Origin of the sequence: Nocardioides sp. NBC_00850 (assembly GCF_045207335.1) — a bacterium.
Classification (GTDB): Bacteria; Actinomycetota; Actinomycetes; order Propionibacteriales; family Nocardioidaceae; genus Nocardioides.
In genome coordinates, this window is record NZ_CP108845.1 from 4,914,712 (window position 1) to 4,931,882 (window position 17,171).

The 17,171-nt window shown below is 69.5% G+C and carries 16 protein-coding genes; all 16 read right to left on the minus strand.

Annotation, left to right across the window (positions count from 1 at the left end; translation table 11 throughout):
* Positions 1-6 precede the first annotated feature (6 nt).
* The 16 genes from lspA to OH802_RS23920 all read right to left on the minus strand — a co-directional run bounded on the left by lspA (position 7) and on the right by OH802_RS23920 (position 17,122).
* Positions 7-525, minus strand: a complete 519-nt coding sequence (lspA, locus tag OH802_RS23845; RefSeq protein ID WP_406022746.1) for a signal peptidase II — start codon at positions 523-525, stop codon at positions 7-9.
* Between the two features lie 29 nt (positions 526-554).
* Positions 555-983, minus strand: a complete 429-nt coding sequence (locus tag OH802_RS23850; RefSeq protein ID WP_406022748.1) for a TraR/DksA family transcriptional regulator — start codon at positions 981-983, stop codon at positions 555-557.
* 470 nt (positions 984-1,453) lie between these two features.
* Positions 1,454-2,221 carry a DivIVA domain-containing protein gene (locus OH802_RS23855; RefSeq protein ID WP_229788310.1) on the minus strand — a complete coding sequence of 256 codons (768 nt, stop codon included), beginning with the start codon at positions 2,219-2,221 and terminating at the stop codon, positions 1,454-1,456.
* A gap of 152 nt (positions 2,222-2,373) precedes the next feature.
* Entirely contained in the window at positions 2,374-2,859 is a 486-nt protein-coding gene (locus tag OH802_RS23860) for a cell division protein SepF (protein WP_141803932.1), read from the minus strand.
* A 36-nt stretch (positions 2,860-2,895) separates the two neighbouring features.
* Positions 2,896-3,600: a YggS family pyridoxal phosphate-dependent enzyme gene (locus OH802_RS23865; protein WP_406022751.1), complete on the minus strand. Its 705-nt coding sequence runs from the start codon at positions 3,598-3,600 to the stop codon at positions 2,896-2,898.
* Positions 3,600-4,310 (minus strand): peptidoglycan editing factor PgeF, encoded by a 711-nt coding sequence (gene pgeF / locus OH802_RS23870; protein WP_406022753.1) that lies wholly within the window; start codon positions 4,308-4,310, stop codon positions 3,600-3,602. The genes OH802_RS23865 and pgeF overlap by 1 nt, the downstream gene beginning before the upstream one ends.
* A 9-nt stretch (positions 4,311-4,319) precedes the next feature.
* Positions 4,320-5,558 (minus strand): cell division protein FtsZ, encoded by a 1,239-nt coding sequence (gene ftsZ / locus OH802_RS23875; protein ID WP_355229924.1) that lies wholly within the window; start codon positions 5,556-5,558, stop codon positions 4,320-4,322.
* Positions 5,559-5,758: 200 nt separating this feature from the next.
* Positions 5,759-6,673 carry a cell division protein FtsQ/DivIB gene (locus tag OH802_RS23880; RefSeq protein WP_406022756.1) on the minus strand — a complete coding sequence of 305 codons (915 nt, stop codon included), beginning with the start codon at positions 6,671-6,673 and terminating at the stop codon, positions 5,759-5,761.
* Positions 6,674-6,690: 17 nt separating this feature from the next.
* Positions 6,691-8,109: a UDP-N-acetylmuramate--L-alanine ligase gene (gene murC / locus OH802_RS23885; protein ID WP_406022758.1), complete on the minus strand. Its 1,419-nt coding sequence runs from the start codon at positions 8,107-8,109 to the stop codon at positions 6,691-6,693.
* Positions 8,106-9,182 (minus strand): undecaprenyldiphospho-muramoylpentapeptide beta-N-acetylglucosaminyltransferase, encoded by a 1,077-nt coding sequence (gene murG / locus OH802_RS23890; protein ID WP_406022760.1) that lies wholly within the window; start codon positions 9,180-9,182, stop codon positions 8,106-8,108. The genes murC and murG overlap by 4 nt, the downstream gene beginning before the upstream one ends.
* A gap of 13 nt (positions 9,183-9,195) precedes the next feature.
* Positions 9,196-10,488 (minus strand): putative lipid II flippase FtsW, encoded by a 1,293-nt coding sequence (gene ftsW, locus OH802_RS23895; RefSeq protein ID WP_406022762.1) that lies wholly within the window; start codon positions 10,486-10,488, stop codon positions 9,196-9,198.
* A gap of 107 nt (positions 10,489-10,595) precedes the next feature.
* The gene (gene murD / locus OH802_RS23900; RefSeq protein ID WP_406022764.1) at positions 10,596-12,059 is read right to left on the minus strand and encodes a UDP-N-acetylmuramoyl-L-alanine--D-glutamate ligase; all 1,464 of its coding nucleotides are present in this window, start codon (positions 12,057-12,059) and stop codon (positions 10,596-10,598) included.
* A complete protein-coding gene (gene mraY, locus OH802_RS23905) occupies positions 12,059-13,177 on the minus strand; it encodes a phospho-N-acetylmuramoyl-pentapeptide-transferase (RefSeq protein ID WP_406022766.1) in 1,119 nt (372 codons plus the stop codon). The genes murD and mraY overlap by 1 nt, the downstream gene beginning before the upstream one ends.
* 138 nt (positions 13,178-13,315) lie before the next feature.
* The gene (locus OH802_RS23910) at positions 13,316-14,776 is read right to left on the minus strand and encodes a UDP-N-acetylmuramoyl-L-alanyl-D-glutamate--2,6-diaminopimelate ligase (RefSeq protein WP_406029393.1); all 1,461 of its coding nucleotides are present in this window, start codon (positions 14,774-14,776) and stop codon (positions 13,316-13,318) included.
* 139 nt (positions 14,777-14,915) lie between these two features.
* Positions 14,916-16,631, minus strand: a complete 1,716-nt coding sequence (locus OH802_RS23915) for an MFS transporter (RefSeq protein ID WP_406022768.1) — start codon at positions 16,629-16,631, stop codon at positions 14,916-14,918.
* 56 nt (positions 16,632-16,687) lie between these two features.
* On the minus strand, positions 16,688-17,122 hold the full coding sequence (locus tag OH802_RS23920; RefSeq protein ID WP_160024333.1) for a MarR family transcriptional regulator: 435 nt from the start codon (positions 17,120-17,122) through the stop codon (positions 16,688-16,690).
* Positions 17,123-17,171 lie beyond the last annotated feature (49 nt).

A 17,171-nucleotide genomic window follows, 5' to 3' on the forward strand; every position in this document is an offset into this window, starting at 1 on the left:
CGAAGTTCACTTCTTCTCGCCCTCGGACTCGTCCGCGGCACCGCCATCGATCGACCCGTCCAGCCCGATCCCCTTGAACGAGAAGATCACGATCAGCACCGCGGCGACGTTGATGCACATGTCGGCGACGTTGAAGATCGGCCAGTTGGGCAGCTGCAGGAAGTCGACCACGTGCCCGACGTAGAAGCCCGGCTCACGCAGCAGCCGGTCGACCAGGTTGCCGCTGATGCCGGCGACCAGGATGCCGAGCGCGATGGCCCAGCCACGGTGGCGCACCCGCCGCGCGAACCAGAGCACACCGATCGTGGCCGCGATCGAGAGCGTCGTGAACACCCAGGTGTAGCCGGTCCCGGTCGAGAAGGCCGCTCCCGGGTTGCGGATGATGTTGAGCTGGAGCACCGAGCCGATCAGCTCTTGCGGCTGCCCGGGAACGAGCGTCGCGACCGCCCAGAGCTTCGTGATCTGGTCGATGACCAGCAGAAACACTGCGACGGTCGCGAACTCTGCCCATCGAACAGGGCGCACGTCGGACTCAGGACCGGTATGTGCGTCGCTCAGCGACGCTCCTCGCGCTGCTTGCATGTCATGCACAGTGTGGCACGCGGGAACGCCATGAGCCGCATCTTGCCGATCGGCTCCCCACACGACTCACAGATGCCGTACGAGCCGTCCTCGAGGTATCCCAGGACACGCTCGATCTGGGCCAGCTTGTCCTTCTCGCTGTTGACCACGGTCAGCTCGTGGTCACGCTCGAAGCTGGTCGCGCCCATGTCGGCCTGGTCCTGGCCGGCGCCGTCGCCGGAGTCCTTCATCAGGCCGGAGAGCTCGGCTTCGAGAGCGGTGAGCACCTCGAGGCTGTGAGTCCTCATCTCGTGAAGCTCGTCGATGACCTCGTTGAGCTCATCCTTCGTCCACGGGTCCTCGCCGTCCTTGACCTTCAGCTGGTCAGGAGAGACGACGGTCTTGGTTGCTTTCTTAGGCACGGCACTCGCTTTCTGGTGTGAGACACGGCCCCCCGGGCCGCACGGTGGTCATTTTTGGCTTAGGCGCTCGCCGCGGCCACCGACGTGGAAGCCGTGACGTAGGAGCTGGTATTCCCAGAAAGCTCGGGCGTCGCCACCTGGACGCGCCCGACTGCCGCGCTGGCGCGACACCTCATCGGTACAGACATGGAGTCCCCTTTCTCCTGCCGTCACTTCGCGCCGCCGAGTCGGTGCGGAGTGCGTGCCCGGAATGTAGCCCGGGATTCGGCTCCACTCAACTAACACACCGAAACTCCACGCATATTGGTCCGCAGCGTGGAAAAACTCCGAAATCCTCTTACAGGACCCGCCTCACCTGCTACAACGCGTTCCTGCCGGAGCCGGCGGGCCCCGGCAGGAACACAGCGGACGTACGCATCGGCCGGCCCCGCGATGCGGGACCGGCCGATGGAAGCCTGACTACGAGGACCTCAGCCCTCGTCCTCCCCCAGGATGGAGCGCAGGCGCTTGGGCGCCGGGCCCGACTCGTTGACGGCGGCGGCCATCACGGGCGCCTGTGACTCAGCCGAGTTGTTGAGCGCGTCGAGCTGCTGCGTGAAGTAGCTCTTCAGGCGGGAGCGGTACTCACGCTCGAAGTTGCGCAGGGTGTCGACCTCGGTGGTCAGGTTGTCCTTCTCACGCTCGAGCTCGCCGAAGAGCTGCTGGCGACGCTCGGCGGTCTCGCTGTCGAGCATCTGCGCACGGGTGCGCGCGTCGGCCTCCATGCGGTCGGCCTTCGACTTCGACTCGGCCTCGAGGCGCTCGGCCTTGGTGCGGGCCTCGCCGACGATCTTGTCGGCGTCGTTCTTGGCAGTGTCGATCAGCGCGTCGTGGTTGCGCGTGGCCAGCTCGAGCAGGCGCGCGGCGGCGTTGGACGCCTCCGGCACGGTCTCGACCCGGATCGTCTCGATGCCGCCGGTCTGCGGTGCCTCCTGATACATCGGCATCTGGTGCGAGACCGGCTCAGGAGCCGGCATCGGCTCAGGAGCAGGCGGCTCGGGAGCCATCGGGAAGGACGGACCCCCACCCGACTGCGCAGATGCCAACTTCCCGCGAAGGTCGTCGTTCTCCCGGGTGAGACGTGCCAGTTCGGCCTCGACCTCGTCGAGGAACTGGTCCACCTCGCCCATGTCGTAGCCCTCGCGGAGCCGGACGGGAGTAAAGCGCTTGTTGCTCACGTCCTCTGGCGTCAGCGGCATGACCTCACCCATTCATTACTCGGTTGACTCAGACGTACGGACTGCACCGCCGGGGGGCGGCATCAGGTAATGCTGTCGAAACTCTAGCGCCTGTCCGTAGACATGCCAGATGCGGACCGCATCCAGGCACCTACGAGCAGGTGTCGAAGGCCTCAGCTCTGGTTGAAGAAGCCGCCCTCAACGATCCTCTGCTTTGCCTCAGCCGTGACCGAAACGTTCGCAGGTGAGATAAGAAACACCTTGTTGGTGACCCTCTCGATGTTCCCATAGGTAGCAAAGATCAGGCCGGCCGCAAAGTCGACAAGCCGTTTCGCGTCCGGATCGTTCATCTCGGTGAGGTTCATGATCACCGGCGTGCCGTCGCGGTAGTTCTCGCCGATCTGACGCGCTTCGTTGTAGGACGTCGGGGTCAGCGTGATGATCTTGGAAAGCTCTGCCACTGCAGGCACCACCGTTGCTCGTCGCCGCTCGGAAAGGTCAGCCACCGGAGCCGGGCGTGACTGCTTCGACCGCACCGGGGCCTTGACGGCCTGGTGGGAGCGGGTCTCGTCGTCGTCACCCTCGTAGACATCGTCGTCGTACCCGGTGTCCTCGAGCAGGCCGAGGTATTCACCGAACCTGCGCATCGCGCCGCTCATGTAGCCACCTTCCCCAAAGTATTGCTGACCGAGACATTACTTGACAGTTGGCCTCTCTCCGAGGACCGCAGACCCGACACGTACGTGTGTCGCGCCATGGGCAACCGCCTGTTCCAGGTCGCCGCTCATCCCCGCCGACAGCACCGTCGCCTCGGGATACTCGACCAGGAAGTCCTCCCGGATCCGCGCCAGCCGGACGAAAGCCTGCTCAGGTTCCTCACCGAGAGGCGCGACCGCCATCAGGCCTCGCAGCCGGAGCCCGTCGGTCGTCTCGACCTCAGCAGCCAGGTCGCGTACGTCGCCGGGATCCGCCCCGGCACGACCCTCGCGCCCGGGCGGGTCGAGGGACACCTGCAGGAGCACGTCGAGGATCTGGCCGCGCTCCCCGGCGCCGCGGCTGAGCCGGGGCAGCAGCGAGGACCGGTCGACGGACTCGACCACGTCGGCGTAGCCGGCCACGGCCGCCGCCTTGTTGGACTGGAGCCCGCCGATGTAGTGCCAGCGCAGATCGAGGTCGGCGCACTCGGCCGCCTTGGCCGCCGCCTCCTGGTGGCGGTTCTCGCCGACGTCGGTGACGCCGAGGCCGGCCAGGATGCGTACGTCGGAGGCGGGGAAGAACTTGGTGACCACGACCAGGTGGACGTCGTCGGCGGGGCGACCGGCGGCCTTGGCGGCCACCGCTATCCGCTCGCGGGTCTCGGCGAGCCCCGCGGCGATCTCATCGGCGCGATCGGTCGCCATCAGGCACCACGCAGCCGGATCAGGGCGCCCAGCGACATGCCGGCGCCGTCGCGGCGGTAGGAGTAGAGGTCGTTGGACTCGCGGGTGCAGCGGCTGGCGTCGACCGTCTCGACACCCTCGCGGGCCAGCTGGGCGAGCACTCCGGCGCCGACGTCGAGGCTCGGCGTGCCCCAGCTCGTGGTGGCGCGCGCAGCCGGCTCGACCGCGGCGATCTCCTCCTGCATCTCGGCAGGCACCTCGTAGCACTTGCCGCACACGTGCGGCCCCACCCAGGCGCTGATCCGTGTCGCGCCGAGCGCGCGCATCCGGGCGATGGTCTCGGGCACGACCCCGGCCGCCATCCCCTTGCGTCCGGCGTGCGCCGCGCCGATGACCCCGGCCGCCTCATCCGCGAACAGCACGGGTACGCAGTCGGCGGTGCGGACCAGCAGCACCAGGTCACGCTCGGCGGTGACGATTCCGTCCGCCTCGGGGCGGGTGCCGCACTCCGCGTCGACGACCGCGTTGCCGTGGACCTGGTAGAGGTCGGCGTAGGGCGCGCCGTCGGCGAAGTCGGCCAGCAGCAGCCGATGATTCTCGGCCTTCGCCTCCGGCGAGTCCGAACCGTTGACCGCCAGGTTGAGCTCGGCGTACGGAGCGAGACTGACCCCGCCGTACCTGTCGGTGAACGCCAGGTCGACGAGGCCTGCTGAGGCTCGGAACGAATACAAGCGCGGGACCTACTTCAAGAAATCGGGAACGTCGAGCTCGTCATCGCTGTACTGGACGCTCGGAGCGGGCTTCTTGGCGACCGGGGCGGGCTCGGCCGGCGGAGCCGCGGGCGGAGGCGTGGCCGGGGCCGGCTTGGCGGGCTTGGCCGGCTCGGCGGCCGGGGTCTCCTCGGCCTCCTCGGCGCGACGGGTGGCGACCGCGGTGGCCACGGCGGCGGTCTCGCCGTTGTTGGCCGACTGGGAGCTGGTCGAGCGGCTCTGCATGGTGCCGAGTGCCGACTGGCCCTCGCGGCGCTTGGGCATGCCACCGTCGAAGCCGGCCGCGATCACGGTGACCCGGACCTCGTCGCCGAGCGCGTCGTCGATGGTCGCGCCGAAGATGATGTTGGCCTCCTGGTGGACCGCGTCGGCGACCAGCGCGGCGGCCTCGTTGATCTCGAAGAGGCCGAGGTCGGAGCCGCCCGCGATCGAGAGCAGGACTCCGTGGGCGCCGTCGATCGACGCCTCCAGCAGCGGCGAGGAGACGGCCATCTCGGCGGCCTCGACGCTGCGGTTGTCACCGCGCGCGGAGCCGATGCCCATCAGCGCCGAACCGGCGTTGGACATGACCGACTTCACGTCGGCGAAGTCGAGGTTGATCAGGCCGGGCGTGGTGATCAGGTCGGTGATGCCGGAGACACCCTGCAGCAGCACCTGGTCCGCCTGGCGGAACGCGTCCATCACCGAAACGTTGCGGTCCGAGATCGACAGCAGCCGGTCGTTGGGGATGACGATGAGGGTGTCGACCTCCTCGCGGAGCTTGGCGATCCCGTCCTCGGCGGAGTTGGCGCGACGACGGCCCTCGAAGGCGAACGGGCGGGTCACCACACCGATGGTCAGGGCGCCGAGGGAGCGGGCGATGCGGGCCACGACCGGGGCGCCACCGGTGCCGGTGCCGCCACCCTCGCCGGCAGTCACGAAGACCATGTCGGCGCCCTTCATGACCTCTTCGATCTCGTCGGCGTGGTCCTCGGCGGCGCTCTCCCCCACGCTCGGGTTGGCGCCGGCACCGAGACCGCGGGTCAGCTCGCGACCGATGTCGAGCTTGACGTCGGCGTCGCTCATCAGCAGCGCCTGGGCGTCGGTGTTGATGGCGATGAACTCGACCCCCTTGAGGCCGACCTCGATCATCCGGTTGACAGCGTTGACGCCGCCGCCACCGATGCCGACGACCTTGATGATCGCCAGATAGTTCTGTGCAGCTCCCACGGTGGTCGCCCCTTCGATCGCTGGTTGGTCCTTACGGCGGGTTTCTCAACCCTTACCCTCAACCTGAGGGTTATAGTTATGTCAACCTCGCCGTTCTCAGAACAGTAGGCAGACGTACGGCCTCAAACTGGCGCGACACGCGGATGCGGATCAGTTGTGCCGATCCGTTGCCGTGGAGTAGAGAAGATCCCCGCTCCGGATCAGTCGACGCTCTTGCTGGTGACCGGCTGGCCGGGCACGGAGACGTCGTAGCGGGCCACGTCGGGCTCCGCCTTCATCAACGCGACCAGCACGTCGGCCTTGGTGTCGGACTGGGCGCTGCTCCCCCACACCACCCGCTTGTCGTTGCGCAGCTCCAGGGAGATCGAGTCGACGGTGGTCACCTCGACGTGGTCGACCGTCTTGGCGAGGTCGGCCGGGAGCGCAGAGGCCACCGCAGCGGCCTCGCGGAGCGCGTCGGAGTTGGTGCCGGTCACGGTGTTGACCATCGGCAGACCTCGCGGCGCCTTCTTGTAGTCCCAGAAGACGGTGCCGGTCTCGTCGAGCGCACGGAGCCGACCGCCGATGGAGACGACGGCCACCGGCGTACGTTCGGTGACGTCGACCCTGATCTTGTCGGGCCACTCGCGCGAGACGTTGACCGAGCGCACCATCGGCAGGCCGTTGAGCACGCGCACCTGCACGGCCTCGAGGTCGGCGGTGGCCAGCGGCTCGCCGACCGGGACGGCCGCGAACTCGACGACCTGCTTCGCGCTGGTCATCTTCATCGAGCCGTGCACCGAGGTGCCCTTGACCTGCAGCCAGGTGGAGAAGTAGACCGCCCAGATCCCACCGAGCAGGAGGGCGATGACCAGGGTGCCGACGATCAGATAGCGCCACGCCAGCCAGCGCCGGCGCCACTGGCGCCGGGCGAAGGCCTTGCGGCTCTTCAGGGTCGCCGGATCGACCGGCGCAGGCTCGTCCTGAGACTCCTCCGGCTCCGGTTCGGCGCTCGACTCAGCGCCGGCCTTGGCTTCCTCCGAGTTGAGATCGATCTCGCGCTCCCCGGACGCCGACTGGGCGATCTCCAGGGCCTCGGCGATCTCGGTCTCGACCCCCGACCCCTTCTCCCCCATGCTCGCCTCCCCCAGCGTTACTGCTCTGCCGTACGTAGCCTGGCGAGCACCATCGGGCCCACCTCCGTCACGGTACCTGCCCCTAGGGTCAGAACGAGGTCACCCGGACGGGCGCGGCGGGCCAGCTCGACGGCGGCCTCTTCGAGCCCGGCGACGCTGACGACCCGGTCGGGCGGCAGCGGCACCGCGTCGGCGACGAGCTTGCCGGTGACCTCGGGGTCGTAGTCCTCGCGGGCGAGGTAGACGTCGAGGACGACGACCTCGTCGGCGGCGCCGAGCACGCGGCCCATCTCCTCGCCGAAGATCCGGGTGCGGGAGACCATGTGCGGCTGGAACGCGACGATGAGCCGCCCCTGCCCAGCCACGGACCGGCCGGAGACGAGGTCGCCGGCGATCTCGGAGGGGTGGTGGGCGTAGGAGTCGTAGACGCGTACGCCTGCGGCCTCTCCCTTGCGCTCCATCCGCCGCCGGGTGCCGGTGAAGGACTCCAGCCCCGCCTTGAGCAGGTCGAAGGAGTGACCGAGGCGCAGGCCGACTGTGAGAGCGGCCAACGCGTCGGCGACGTAGTGACGCCCCGGGATCTGCAGCGTGACCCGGCCCAGCTCGTCGAGCCCGTCGACGACGGTGAAGGAGGAGGTGGTGCCCTCCAGGACGACGTCGACGGCGCGTACGTCGGCCAGCTCCGACTCACCGACGCCGATGAAGCGGCGGCCGAGCGAGTGGGCGACGTGACGCAGGTCGGCGGCGCCGGGGTCGTCGATGACCGCGACCAGGAATCCGTCGGGAGCCAACCTCCCCACGAACTGGGCGAAACCCTCGCGGTAGGCCTCCTCGGTCCCCCACTGGTCGAGGTGGTCGGCCTCGACGTTGGTGACGACCGCGGCGTACGGCTTGTAGACCAGGAAGGCGCCGTCGGACTCGTCGGCCTCGGCGACGAACAGGTCGCCCGAACCCTCGGCGGCGTTGGTGCCCGAGGCGGCCAGCTCGCCGCCGACGGTGTAGGTCGGCGCGGCGCCCGCGGCCTGCAGGGAGACGGTCAGCAGCGAGGTGGTCGTGGTCTTGCCGTGGGTGCCGGCGACGGCGAGGACGCGGCGACCCTCCATCACCGAGGCCAGACCGGCCGAACGCGGGTAGATCCGCAGGCCTGATCCGACGGCCGCGACGTACTCGGGGTTGTCCTCGCGGATCGCGGTGGAGACGATCAGCGTGTCGACGCCTTCGACCTGGGAGGCGTCGTGACCGACGTAGACGGTCGCGCCCTCCTCGCGCAGCGCCGCGACCATCGACGAGTCGGCGCCGTCGCTGCCGGAGACCTCGATCCCGCGGGCCAGCATGACCCGGGCGATCGCGGACAGACCCGCCCCACCGATGCCGATGAAGTGGACCCTGCCCAGCTGCTCGGCCGGAAGGATGTGCTCAGGAACGGGCACCCTCATGACTTACCTCCGTTCGCTGTCTCCATCACGATCCGCGCCAGCCGTTCGTCGGCGTCGCGCGGCACCAGGTCGCTGGCGGCCTTCGACATCGCCTCGAGGCGGGCGCGGTCGGTGACGATCGGCGGTACGTGGCTGGTGACCCAGGCGGCGTTCATGTCGGCGTCGGAGACGAGCACGGCGCCGCCGGCATCGACGACGGCACGGGCGTTGAGGGCCTGCTCGCCGTTGCCGATCGGGAGAGGTACGTAGACGGCCGGCACTCCGACGGCGCTCGCCTCGATCACCGAGTTGGCGCCGGAACGACAGATCATCAGGTCGGCGGCGGCCAGCGCGAGGTCCATCCGATCGACATAGTTGAGGACGTGGTAGCCGGGACCGGGCGAGACCAGCTCGTTCTTCGGTCCGATCACATGGAGCACCTGGATCCCGTTGCTGGCCAGGGCCGGGTAGGCGCCGGAGACCGACTCGTTGATCGTCCGAGCGCCCTGTGAGCCGCCGGTGACCACGATCGTCGGGCGATGCTGGTCGAGCCCGAAGAAGGTGCGCGCCTCGGCGCGCAGCGCCCAGCGGTCCATGGTCGAGATCATCCGGCGGATCGGCAGCCCGATGTATTCGGCCTTCGGCAGCTTGGTGTCCGGGAAGCTCACCGCGACCCGGTCGGCGAGGCGAGCGCCGACCTTGTTGGCGTAGCCGGGCATCGAGTTGCCCTCATGGACGATCACCGGGATGTGGCGCCGCTTTGCGGCGATGTAGGCCGGCACCGAGACGTACCCGCCGTAGCCGACGACCACGTCCGGCCGGATCCTGTCGAGCACCTCGTAGGTCGCGTCGACCGCGCCCTTCAGGTTGGCCGGCACCTTCAGCAGGTCGCTGCTGAGCTGGCGCGGCATCGGGACCGGCGGGATCAGCTCGAGCGGGTAGCCCGCGGCGGGAACGACCTGGTTCTCCAGGCCGCGAGGCGTGCCGAGGCAGGTCACCTCCACGCTGGGGTCCAGACGGCGCAGGGCATCAGCCGTGGCGAGCAGGGGGGATGTGTGTCCGGCGGTGCCACCACCGGCGAGGAGGGCCTTCATGATGCGTCCGAACTTATCGGTTGCGTTGAGCGGACCGGTAAGCGGCTGCCTGGCGTGCCCGATCCTTTGCCAAGGCTTTACGCTGCTTCAGCGCCGCGGCTGCCGCCGGTTCACGACGGGCGAAGCCGATCACGACGCCCAGCGCCACCATCGACGGGATCAGCGCGGAGCCGCCGTAGGAGACCAGCGGCAGCGGGATGCCGATGACCGGCAGCAGTGCGAGCACCATGCCGACGTTGATGATCATCTGGCCCAGCAGCCAGACCAGAATGCCGAAGCTGAAGTAGCGTACGAACGGCCGGTCGGTCTGGCGCGCGACCTTGACCAGCGCGAATGCGAGGGTCAGGAAGAGGCCGACGACGAGCAGGGTGCCGACCAGGCCTAGCTCCTCGCCCAGCACCGCGAAGATGTAGTCGGTGTGGGCCTCGGGCAGGTCGCCCCACTTCTGCTGCGATGCCCCGATCCCCTGGCCCAGGATGCCGCCCGAGCTGAGTGCGTAGAGACCGTGGGAGGGCTGCCAGCCCTGTCCGTGGTAGTCCTTGAACGGGTCCGCGAAGCTGGTCAGCCGGGCAAGCCGCTCGGTGTCGGTGCTGATCAGGAACAGCACCGAGACGCCGATGATCGAGATCGCCATCCCGAACAGCCGCCCGGGCGCCCCGACCACCCACAGCATCCCGAGCACGATCGCGAAGAAGACCAGGGCGGTGCCGAGGTCCCGACCGGCGAGGACGAGCCCGGTGGCCAGCGCGATGCCCGGCAGGACCGGCATCAGCACCTCGTGGAGGCTGTCGAGCCGGCGCTCCTTGAGCGCGTAGACGTGGGCCGCCCACAGCACGATCCCCAGCTTGGCGATCTCGCTCGGCTGGATCTTGACCGGGCCGGCCCCGATCCAGTTCTGCTGCCCGTTGACGTCGTGGCCCAGGAAGATGGTCAGGAAGAGCAGCACGCAGGCGATGACGTATCCCGGCCAGGCCAGCCGTCGCAGGTGCTTCGGCCGGATCCTGGAGGCGATGAACGCGCACGGGATGCCGATGATCACCCACAGCACCTGCCGCCCGACGATCGCGTAGGAGTTGCCCATCTGGGTGTAGGCCCACACGCTCGAGGCGCTCAGCACCATGATCAGCCCGATGGTCAGCAGCAGCGCGGTGCTGGTGAGCAGCAGGTAGTAGGCGGCCAGCGGCCGGTTCAGCGCCACCCTCAGCGCGTGGAACCAGGCCTTGAGGTAGCCGAGGACCGACTTCGGGTACGCCTTGGCCTGCTCGGCCGAGCCGGAACCGGTCTGGTCGGGGCTGGTGGTCGTCACGGCCTACCTCCCAGTTGCGGTGCGACGTACGTCCATTACATTCTCGCCGCCGTCTCCGCGTTCGCGGCGCATCTCCCCCGCGTGTCGCCCCTGCCGAGGCGGGTGGGTCAGAGCTGGCGGCGTACGGCGTCGGCGAAGGCGTCGCCGCGGGCCTTGTAGTCGCGGAACTGGTCCTGGCTGGCGCAGCCGGGGGCCAGGAGCACGGTGTCGCCGGGCTTGGCCAGCGCGGCGGCGATCTCGACGGCCTCCGCGAGAGCGGCCACGCCGTCGGGGTCGTCGAGCTCGACGATCTCCAGGTCACCGGCGTGGGCGGCGAGGGCGGAGGCGATGACGTCGCGGTCCTGGCCGATCAGGATCACGGCTCGCAGCCGGTCGTGGATGGAGGCGACCAGGTCCTCGAAGCGGGCACCCTTGGCCAGCCCGCCGGCGATCCAGATCACCGGGTCGTAGGCCTGCAGCGAGGCCTGGGCGGCGTGCGGGTTGGTCGCCTTGGAGTCGTCGACCCAGGTGACGCCGCCTGCCTCGGCGACGACCTCGATGCGGTGGCCGTCGGGACGGAACGACTTCAGCCCGTCGCGTACGGCGGCCTGGGAGACCCCGTGCGCCCGGGCGAGCGCGGCCGCGGCCAGCGCGTTCTGGACGTAGTGGGGCGCGGAGGAGGCGAGGTCGGAGATCTGGCACAGCTCCGCGGCGGAGGTCTGACGCTCCTCGATGAAGGCCCTGTCGACCAGGATGTCCTCGACGATCCCGAGCTGACCCACCGCCGGGGTCCCGAGGGTGAAGCCGATCGCGCGGGCACCCTCGACGACGTCGGCCTCCTCGACCAGGTGCAGCGTGGCCTCGTCGGCGACGTTGTAGACGCAGGCCCGCTCGACGCCCTCGTAGACGCGGCCCTTGTCGGCGGCGTACTCCTTCATCGAGGGGTACCAGTCGAGGTGGTCCTCGGCGATGTTGAGCACTACGGCGGCCTGGGCGCCCATCGAGGAGGTGTAGTGGAGCTGGAAGGAGGAGAGCTCCACGGCGAAGACGTCGTAGGGCTCGGGGTCCATCACGGCCTCGACGATCGGCAGGCCGACGTTGCCGACGGCGACGGACCGGAGCCCGGCGGTACGCAGGATGTTGTCGAGCATCTGCACGGTCGTGGTCTTGCCGTTGGTGCCGGTGACCGCCAGCCAGGGGGCGGCGTTGTCGGGGTCGCGCAGCCTCCAGGCGAGCTCGACCTCTCCCCAGATCGGGATCCCGCGCTCGCGCGCCTGAGCGAGCAGCGGAGCCGTCGGCCTCCAGCCGGGAGAGGTGACCACGACGTCGACGTCGTCGGGCAGCACGTGGGTGGCGCCCTCGCCGAGGCGTACGTCGGCACCGAGGATGCCGAGGAGCTTGGCCTTCTCCTGGCGCTCCTCGTCTCCCGGCGACTCGTCGAGCGCGATCACCGAGGCACCCAGGTGGGTGAGGTTGTCGGCGGCGGCGAAACCGGAGACGCCGAAGCCGGCCACGACCGCCTTCACGCCCTCCCAGGAGTCGTTGCGGCCCAGCTTGTCGAGCTTCTCAGCCATGTCGTCTGGCTCAGTCATCAGATCGTCGCCACCCATTCGGCGTAGAAGATTCCCAGTCCGGCCGCGACACAGAGACCGGTGATGATCCAGAACCGGATCACCACGGTCACCTGTTCCCAGCCGAGCATCTCGAAGTGGTGATGGATCGGTGTCATCCGGAAGATCCGCTTCGGGGTGCCGGTCACCTTGCGGGTGAGCTTGAACCAGCCCGTCTGCAGGATCACCGAGAGCGTTTCGGTGACGAAGAGGCCACCGAGGATGATCAGCAGGAACTCGGTGTGCGACAGGATCGCGAAGCCGGCCAGCACGGAGCCGAGCGCGAGCGAGCCGGTGTCGCCCATGAAGATCCTCGCCGGGCTCGCGTTCCACCACAGGAAGCCGATGCAGGCGCCGCTGATCGCGGCGCCGAGGATCGCCATGTCGAGCGGGTCGCGCACCTCGTAGCAGGTGCCGATCTCGACGCTCGGGCGGCCGCAGCGCTGGTTGTTCTGCCAGATCGAGATGATCGTGTAGGCGGCGAAGACGATCGCCGAGGAGGCCGCCAGCAGCCCGTCCAGGCCGTCGGTGAGGTTGGTGGCGTTGGACGTGCCGGTGACCATGATCCAGAAGATGACCAGCAGCAGGGCGCCACCGAGCCAGTAGAGGATCCCGTCCCCGCCGAGGAAGTGTGGACCGAAGTCACGGATGAAGGAGAGCTGGTCGGCCGCCGGCGTGATGCCGTCGGCGTTGGCCAGCTCCGGGTGGATCGCCACCGCGCCGAAGCCCACCGCGACCAGTGTCTGCCCGACCATCTTGGACCACGCGCGCAGACCGAGGTTGCGCTGCATGAAGACCTTGATGAAGTCGTCGACGAAGCCGACCGCGGCCATGCCCACCAGGAGGAAGAGCAGCAGATAGGCCGTCGCGCTCGGGGCGTCCCCGGTCAACAGCTTGGCCGCGAAGTAGCCCACGACGACCGAGATCACGATCGCGACGCCACCCATGGTCGGGGTGCCTCGCTTGGTGCGGTGGGTGGTCGGGCCGTCCTCGCGGATCTCCTGGCCGTAGCCCAACTTCGTGAACTGTACGATCGCAAATCGGGTGCCGAGCAGCGAGAACAGAAGCGCAATCGCTCCGCTCAGCAAGATCGCTCTCATGTCAGCCGGGTGCCTTCCTTGCCATGCCGTTCCATGTCCTTGCCCCCGGGCCGGTGTGCATAGCGAAGACACCGGCCCCCGGCATTCTTCCCTACGGGTTCGCCGGCTCTGCGGCACCCCGCCGTATCAGCACATCGATCACTGTGCGGCCAACGCCGTTCGCACGACCTCGCGGTCGTCGAACGGGTGGGTGACGCCGTTGATCTCCTGGCCCGTCTCATGCCCCTTACCTGCGACGACGACGATATCGCCGGGCTCGGCGAGGCTGATCGCGCGTACGATCGCGGCCCGCCTGTCGCCGATCTCCTCGACGCTCGCGCTGCCGCCGGTCGTGCCGTCCAGCACCTGTCGCCGGATGCTCGCCGGGTCCTCGGTGCGGGGGTTGTCGTCGGTGACGATCACGTGGTCGGCCAGGCGCGCGCTGATCTCCCCCATGATCGGCCGCTTGCCGGTGTCGCGGTCTCCCCCGGCCCCGATCACCACGATCAGCCGGGACTCGGTCAGCGGACGGAGCGTGCCGAGGGCGGCCTCGACAGCGTCGGGCTTGTGCGCGTAGTCGACCACGACGGTGAACGGCTGGCCCTCATCGATCCGCTCGAGGCGTCCCGGGACGCCGGAGCCCTTGGCGAGAGCGGTGGCGACGTCGCGCACCACCGTCTCGTCGCCGTAGGCGTGGTGGATGCTCGCCAGCGCGGCGAGGGTGTTGCTGACGTTGTAGTCGCCGGCCAGCGGGCTGGCCCCTGGGAACTCCAGGCCGTCGGGGCCGTGGACGGTGAAGCTGGAGCCGTCCGGGCGCAGCTCGACGTCGGTGGCGCGCCAGTCGGCGGTGTCGTCGTGCAGCGCGTAGGTGAGGATCGGGATGGTCGCCTCGGCGGCGAGGCGGCGGCCGTGCTCGTCATCGATGTTGACGATGCCCAACATCGCCCGCTCCGGGGTGAACAGGTCGGCCTTCGCCGCGTAGTAGTCCTCGACCGTCTCGTGGAAGTCGAGGTGGTCGCGGCCCAGGTTGAGGAAGACGGCGACGTCGAAGACGACCCCGTCGACGCGGCCCATCACCAGGGCGTGGGAGGAGACCTCCATGGCGCACGCCTCGGTCCCCTCCTCGACCATCCGGGCGAAGAGACCGTGCAGGTCGGGAGCCTCGGGCGTGGTCAGCGGCGTCTTCACGTCGCGCCCGCCGATCCGGGTGCCGACGGTGCCGATGACGCCGGCGCGGTGGCCGGCGTCGAGCAGCGCGCTCTCGGCCAGCCGGGTGGTCGTCGTCTTGCCCTGGGTGCCGGTGACCCCGATCAGCCGCAGCTTGCCCGACGGGTTGCCGTAGACGCGGGCCGAGAGCGAGCCGAGCACCTTGCGCGGTTTCTCGACGAGCAGCACGGGCACCTCACCGAGACCCTGGGCCTCCAGCTCGGCGGCGCCGGCGGCGTCGGTGAGCACCGCCACCGCTCCGGCCTCGACGGCACTGGCGGCGTAGCTGGCGCCGTGCGCCCGGCTCCCGGGGAGGGCGGCGTAGAGATCACCGGGCAGTACCCGTTGGGAGCTCAGCGTGACCCCGGTGACACGGGCCTCGCCCCGAACCTCCAGGCCGAACTCGCCGGCCAGCTCGGCCAGCGTCACCGGCTCGGTCACTCGCGGGCGGGTCGGGCTCTTGGGATCCGCCGTCTCGTACGCACTGCTCACCTGGCGAAGGTTATCCGCCCGGCGGGACCAGGTCCCGCCGGGCCGACCCCTGGCGTGGCGTTCAGGCGTGGCGTAGCTGGGTCAATGCCGCGGCGCTGAGCTCATGCGGCTCCTGGCCGGGAACGACGAGCACGACAGGTACCCCGGCGTTCCGCACGACCGCGGAGGTGATCGAGCCGTCGGCGAGCTGGGCGGCACGGCCCCGGGGCGAGGAGCCGAGCGCGATCGTGCGGACCCGGGCCTCGGTGGCGTACCTGGCCAGCACCATCCCGGCACTGGCGTGGTCGCCGACACTGTGCAGCACCAGGCCGGTCGCGGTCACGCCGCGGGCGGCGAGGCGGTCCAGGTGGGCGCGTACGGTCGCGGTGGCCATCTCGGGCTCCTCGGCGTCGATCGCCAGCTCCTCGACCACCTCGGTCTCGCGGACGTGCACGACCTCGAGCGGTGCGCCCTCGGCAGCGGCCATCTCGGCCGCCCGGTCGACGACGGCATCGGCGTCGAGGGTGGCGCCGACGGCGACCAGCACGGGGCGGCCCTCACCGCGGACCGGGCCGACGGGCTCGAGCGTCGGCGTGACGGGCTCGGCGGTCTCGGCCGACTCGGCGGCCGTGATCAGCTTGTGGCCGCTGGCCAGGACGGGGATCGCGACAAGGAAGGCCGCGGCGCCGACGTAGAAGGCCACCGACTGGTCGGTCGCCTCGGCGATCTTGCCCGCGGCGAAGGGGGCGAGACCGCCGCCGATGAAGCGTACGAAACCGTAGGCCGACGACGCGATCGGCCGCTCCACCGGCGAGACCAGCATGACCGCCTGGGTGGTCAGCGTGTTGTTGAGGCCGACGAAGATGCCGGACAGGATCACGGCCACGATGACCACAGTCGGCGAGGAGACGCCCAGGCCGATGACGGCGAGCAGAGCACCGAGACCGAGCAGGTTGACGTAGAGGGTCGGCGCGGTGCCGAAGCGGCGCTGCGCCCACGGCGCGCCCCACACGGCGAAGACGGCGACCAGGATGCCCCAGGCGAAGAAGACCCAGCCGAGCTGGAGCGGGTCGTGCAGGCCCATCGGGTAGGGCGCGTAGCCGAGCAGGGTGAAGAAGCCCCAGTTGTAGAGCAGCGCCATGATGCCCATCGTCAGCAGCCCGCGGTGGCGCAGCGCGGCGAGCGGCGCGAGCAGGGTGACCTTCTTCTCCGGCTTGGGCGTCGGCGGCAGGAAGACCAGCGTGGCGACCAGCGCGATCGCCATCAGCGCGGAGACGCCGAAGAACGGGCCGCGCCAGGAGATGCCACCGAGGACGCCGCCGAGGAGCGGGCCGACCGCGATGCCGAGGCCGAGCGCGGTCTCGTAGAGGATGATCGCTCCCGCGAACCCTCCGGTCGCCGAGCCGACGATGACGGCGAGGCTGGTGGAGATGAACAGCGCGTTGCCCAGGCCCCAGCCGGCCCGGAAGCCGACGATGCCGTCGACACCGTCGACGGTCCCGGCCAGCCCGGCGAACACCACGATCAGCACCAGGCCGAGGATCAGCGTCCACTTGGCGCCGATCCGACTGGAGACCCAGCCGACGCCGATCATCGCCACAGCGGTCACCACGAGGTAGCTGGTGAACAGCAGCGACACCTGTGCCGGCGTCGCCGCCAGCTCCTCGGCGAGGACCGGCAGGATCGGGTCGACGAGCCCGATGCCCATGAACGACACCACGCACGCGAACGCGACCGCCCACACGGCGCGTGGTTGCTTGAACGGGCTTGCGGCAGCTGCCCCTTGGTGGGAGCTCATTGTTCTTGCCTCTTCTCAGACGTTGGTTTCGTACGCGTCGCCGGCAGGCCGGCGCGTCAGGAATCGAGCACGGCGTCGACGAGCCGGTCGAGTGCGGGCAGCGCCGCCGCGATGGCGGCACGGTCCTCGGCGGAGACCCGGGCCAGGGCGGCGTCGAGCACACCGGCTCGCTGCCCGCGCCTGGTCTCGAGGACCTCTCGTCCGGAGTCGGTGACCTCGACGAGGACCGCCCGCCTGTCGGCGTCATCGGCGACCCGGGCGAGCATCCCCTGCTGGGTGAGCCGGTTGACCAGCTGCGTCATCGCGGGCTGGGACACCCCGGCGACCCGTGCCAGGTCGGTGACCCGCTGCGGTCCGGTCCTCGCCAGCCCGGCCAGCACCGTGGCCGCCGTCGGCGACACGTCCCCGGCGGTCGACACCTCCCGCACCAGTCGCACCACCTTCTCGAGGGCGAGCGACAGGTCACGTCCGGAGGCAGATGTCGTGCTCACCCAAGAAACATAACATACCTATGTTATGCATTTGGGGCGGATCATCTGT

What these genes read in the sequence shown, in the direction of transcription:
- mraY (WP_406022766.1), bottom strand. Translation starts at nt 13,177, where the DNA reads ATGAGAGCGATCTTGCTGAGCGGAGCGATTGCGCTTCTGTTCTCGCTG.
- OH802_RS23915 (WP_406022768.1), bottom strand. Translation starts at nt 16,631, where the DNA reads ATGAGCTCCCACCAAGGGGCAGCTGCCGCAAGCCCGTTCAAGCAACCA.
- murD (WP_406022764.1), bottom strand. Translation starts at nt 12,059, where the DNA reads ATGACTGAGCCAGACGACATGGCTGAGAAGCTCGACAAGCTGGGCCGC.
- OH802_RS23860 (WP_141803932.1), bottom strand. Translation starts at nt 2,859, where the DNA reads ATGAGCGGCGCGATGCGCAGGTTCGGTGAATACCTCGGCCTGCTCGAG.
- OH802_RS23855 (WP_229788310.1), bottom strand. Translation starts at nt 2,221, where the DNA reads ATGCCGCTGACGCCAGAGGACGTGAGCAACAAGCGCTTTACTCCCGTC.
- murG (WP_406022760.1), bottom strand. Translation starts at nt 9,182, where the DNA reads ATGAAGGCCCTCCTCGCCGGTGGTGGCACCGCCGGACACACATCCCCC.
- OH802_RS23880 (WP_406022756.1), bottom strand. Translation starts at nt 6,673, where the DNA reads ATGGGGGAGAAGGGGTCGGGGGTCGAGACCGAGATCGCCGAGGCCCTG.
- OH802_RS23865 (WP_406022751.1), bottom strand. Translation starts at nt 3,600, where the DNA reads ATGGCGACCGATCGCGCCGATGAGATCGCCGCGGGGCTCGCCGAGACC.
- murC (WP_406022758.1), bottom strand. Translation starts at nt 8,109, where the DNA reads ATGAGGGTGCCCGTTCCTGAGCACATCCTTCCGGCCGAGCAGCTGGGC.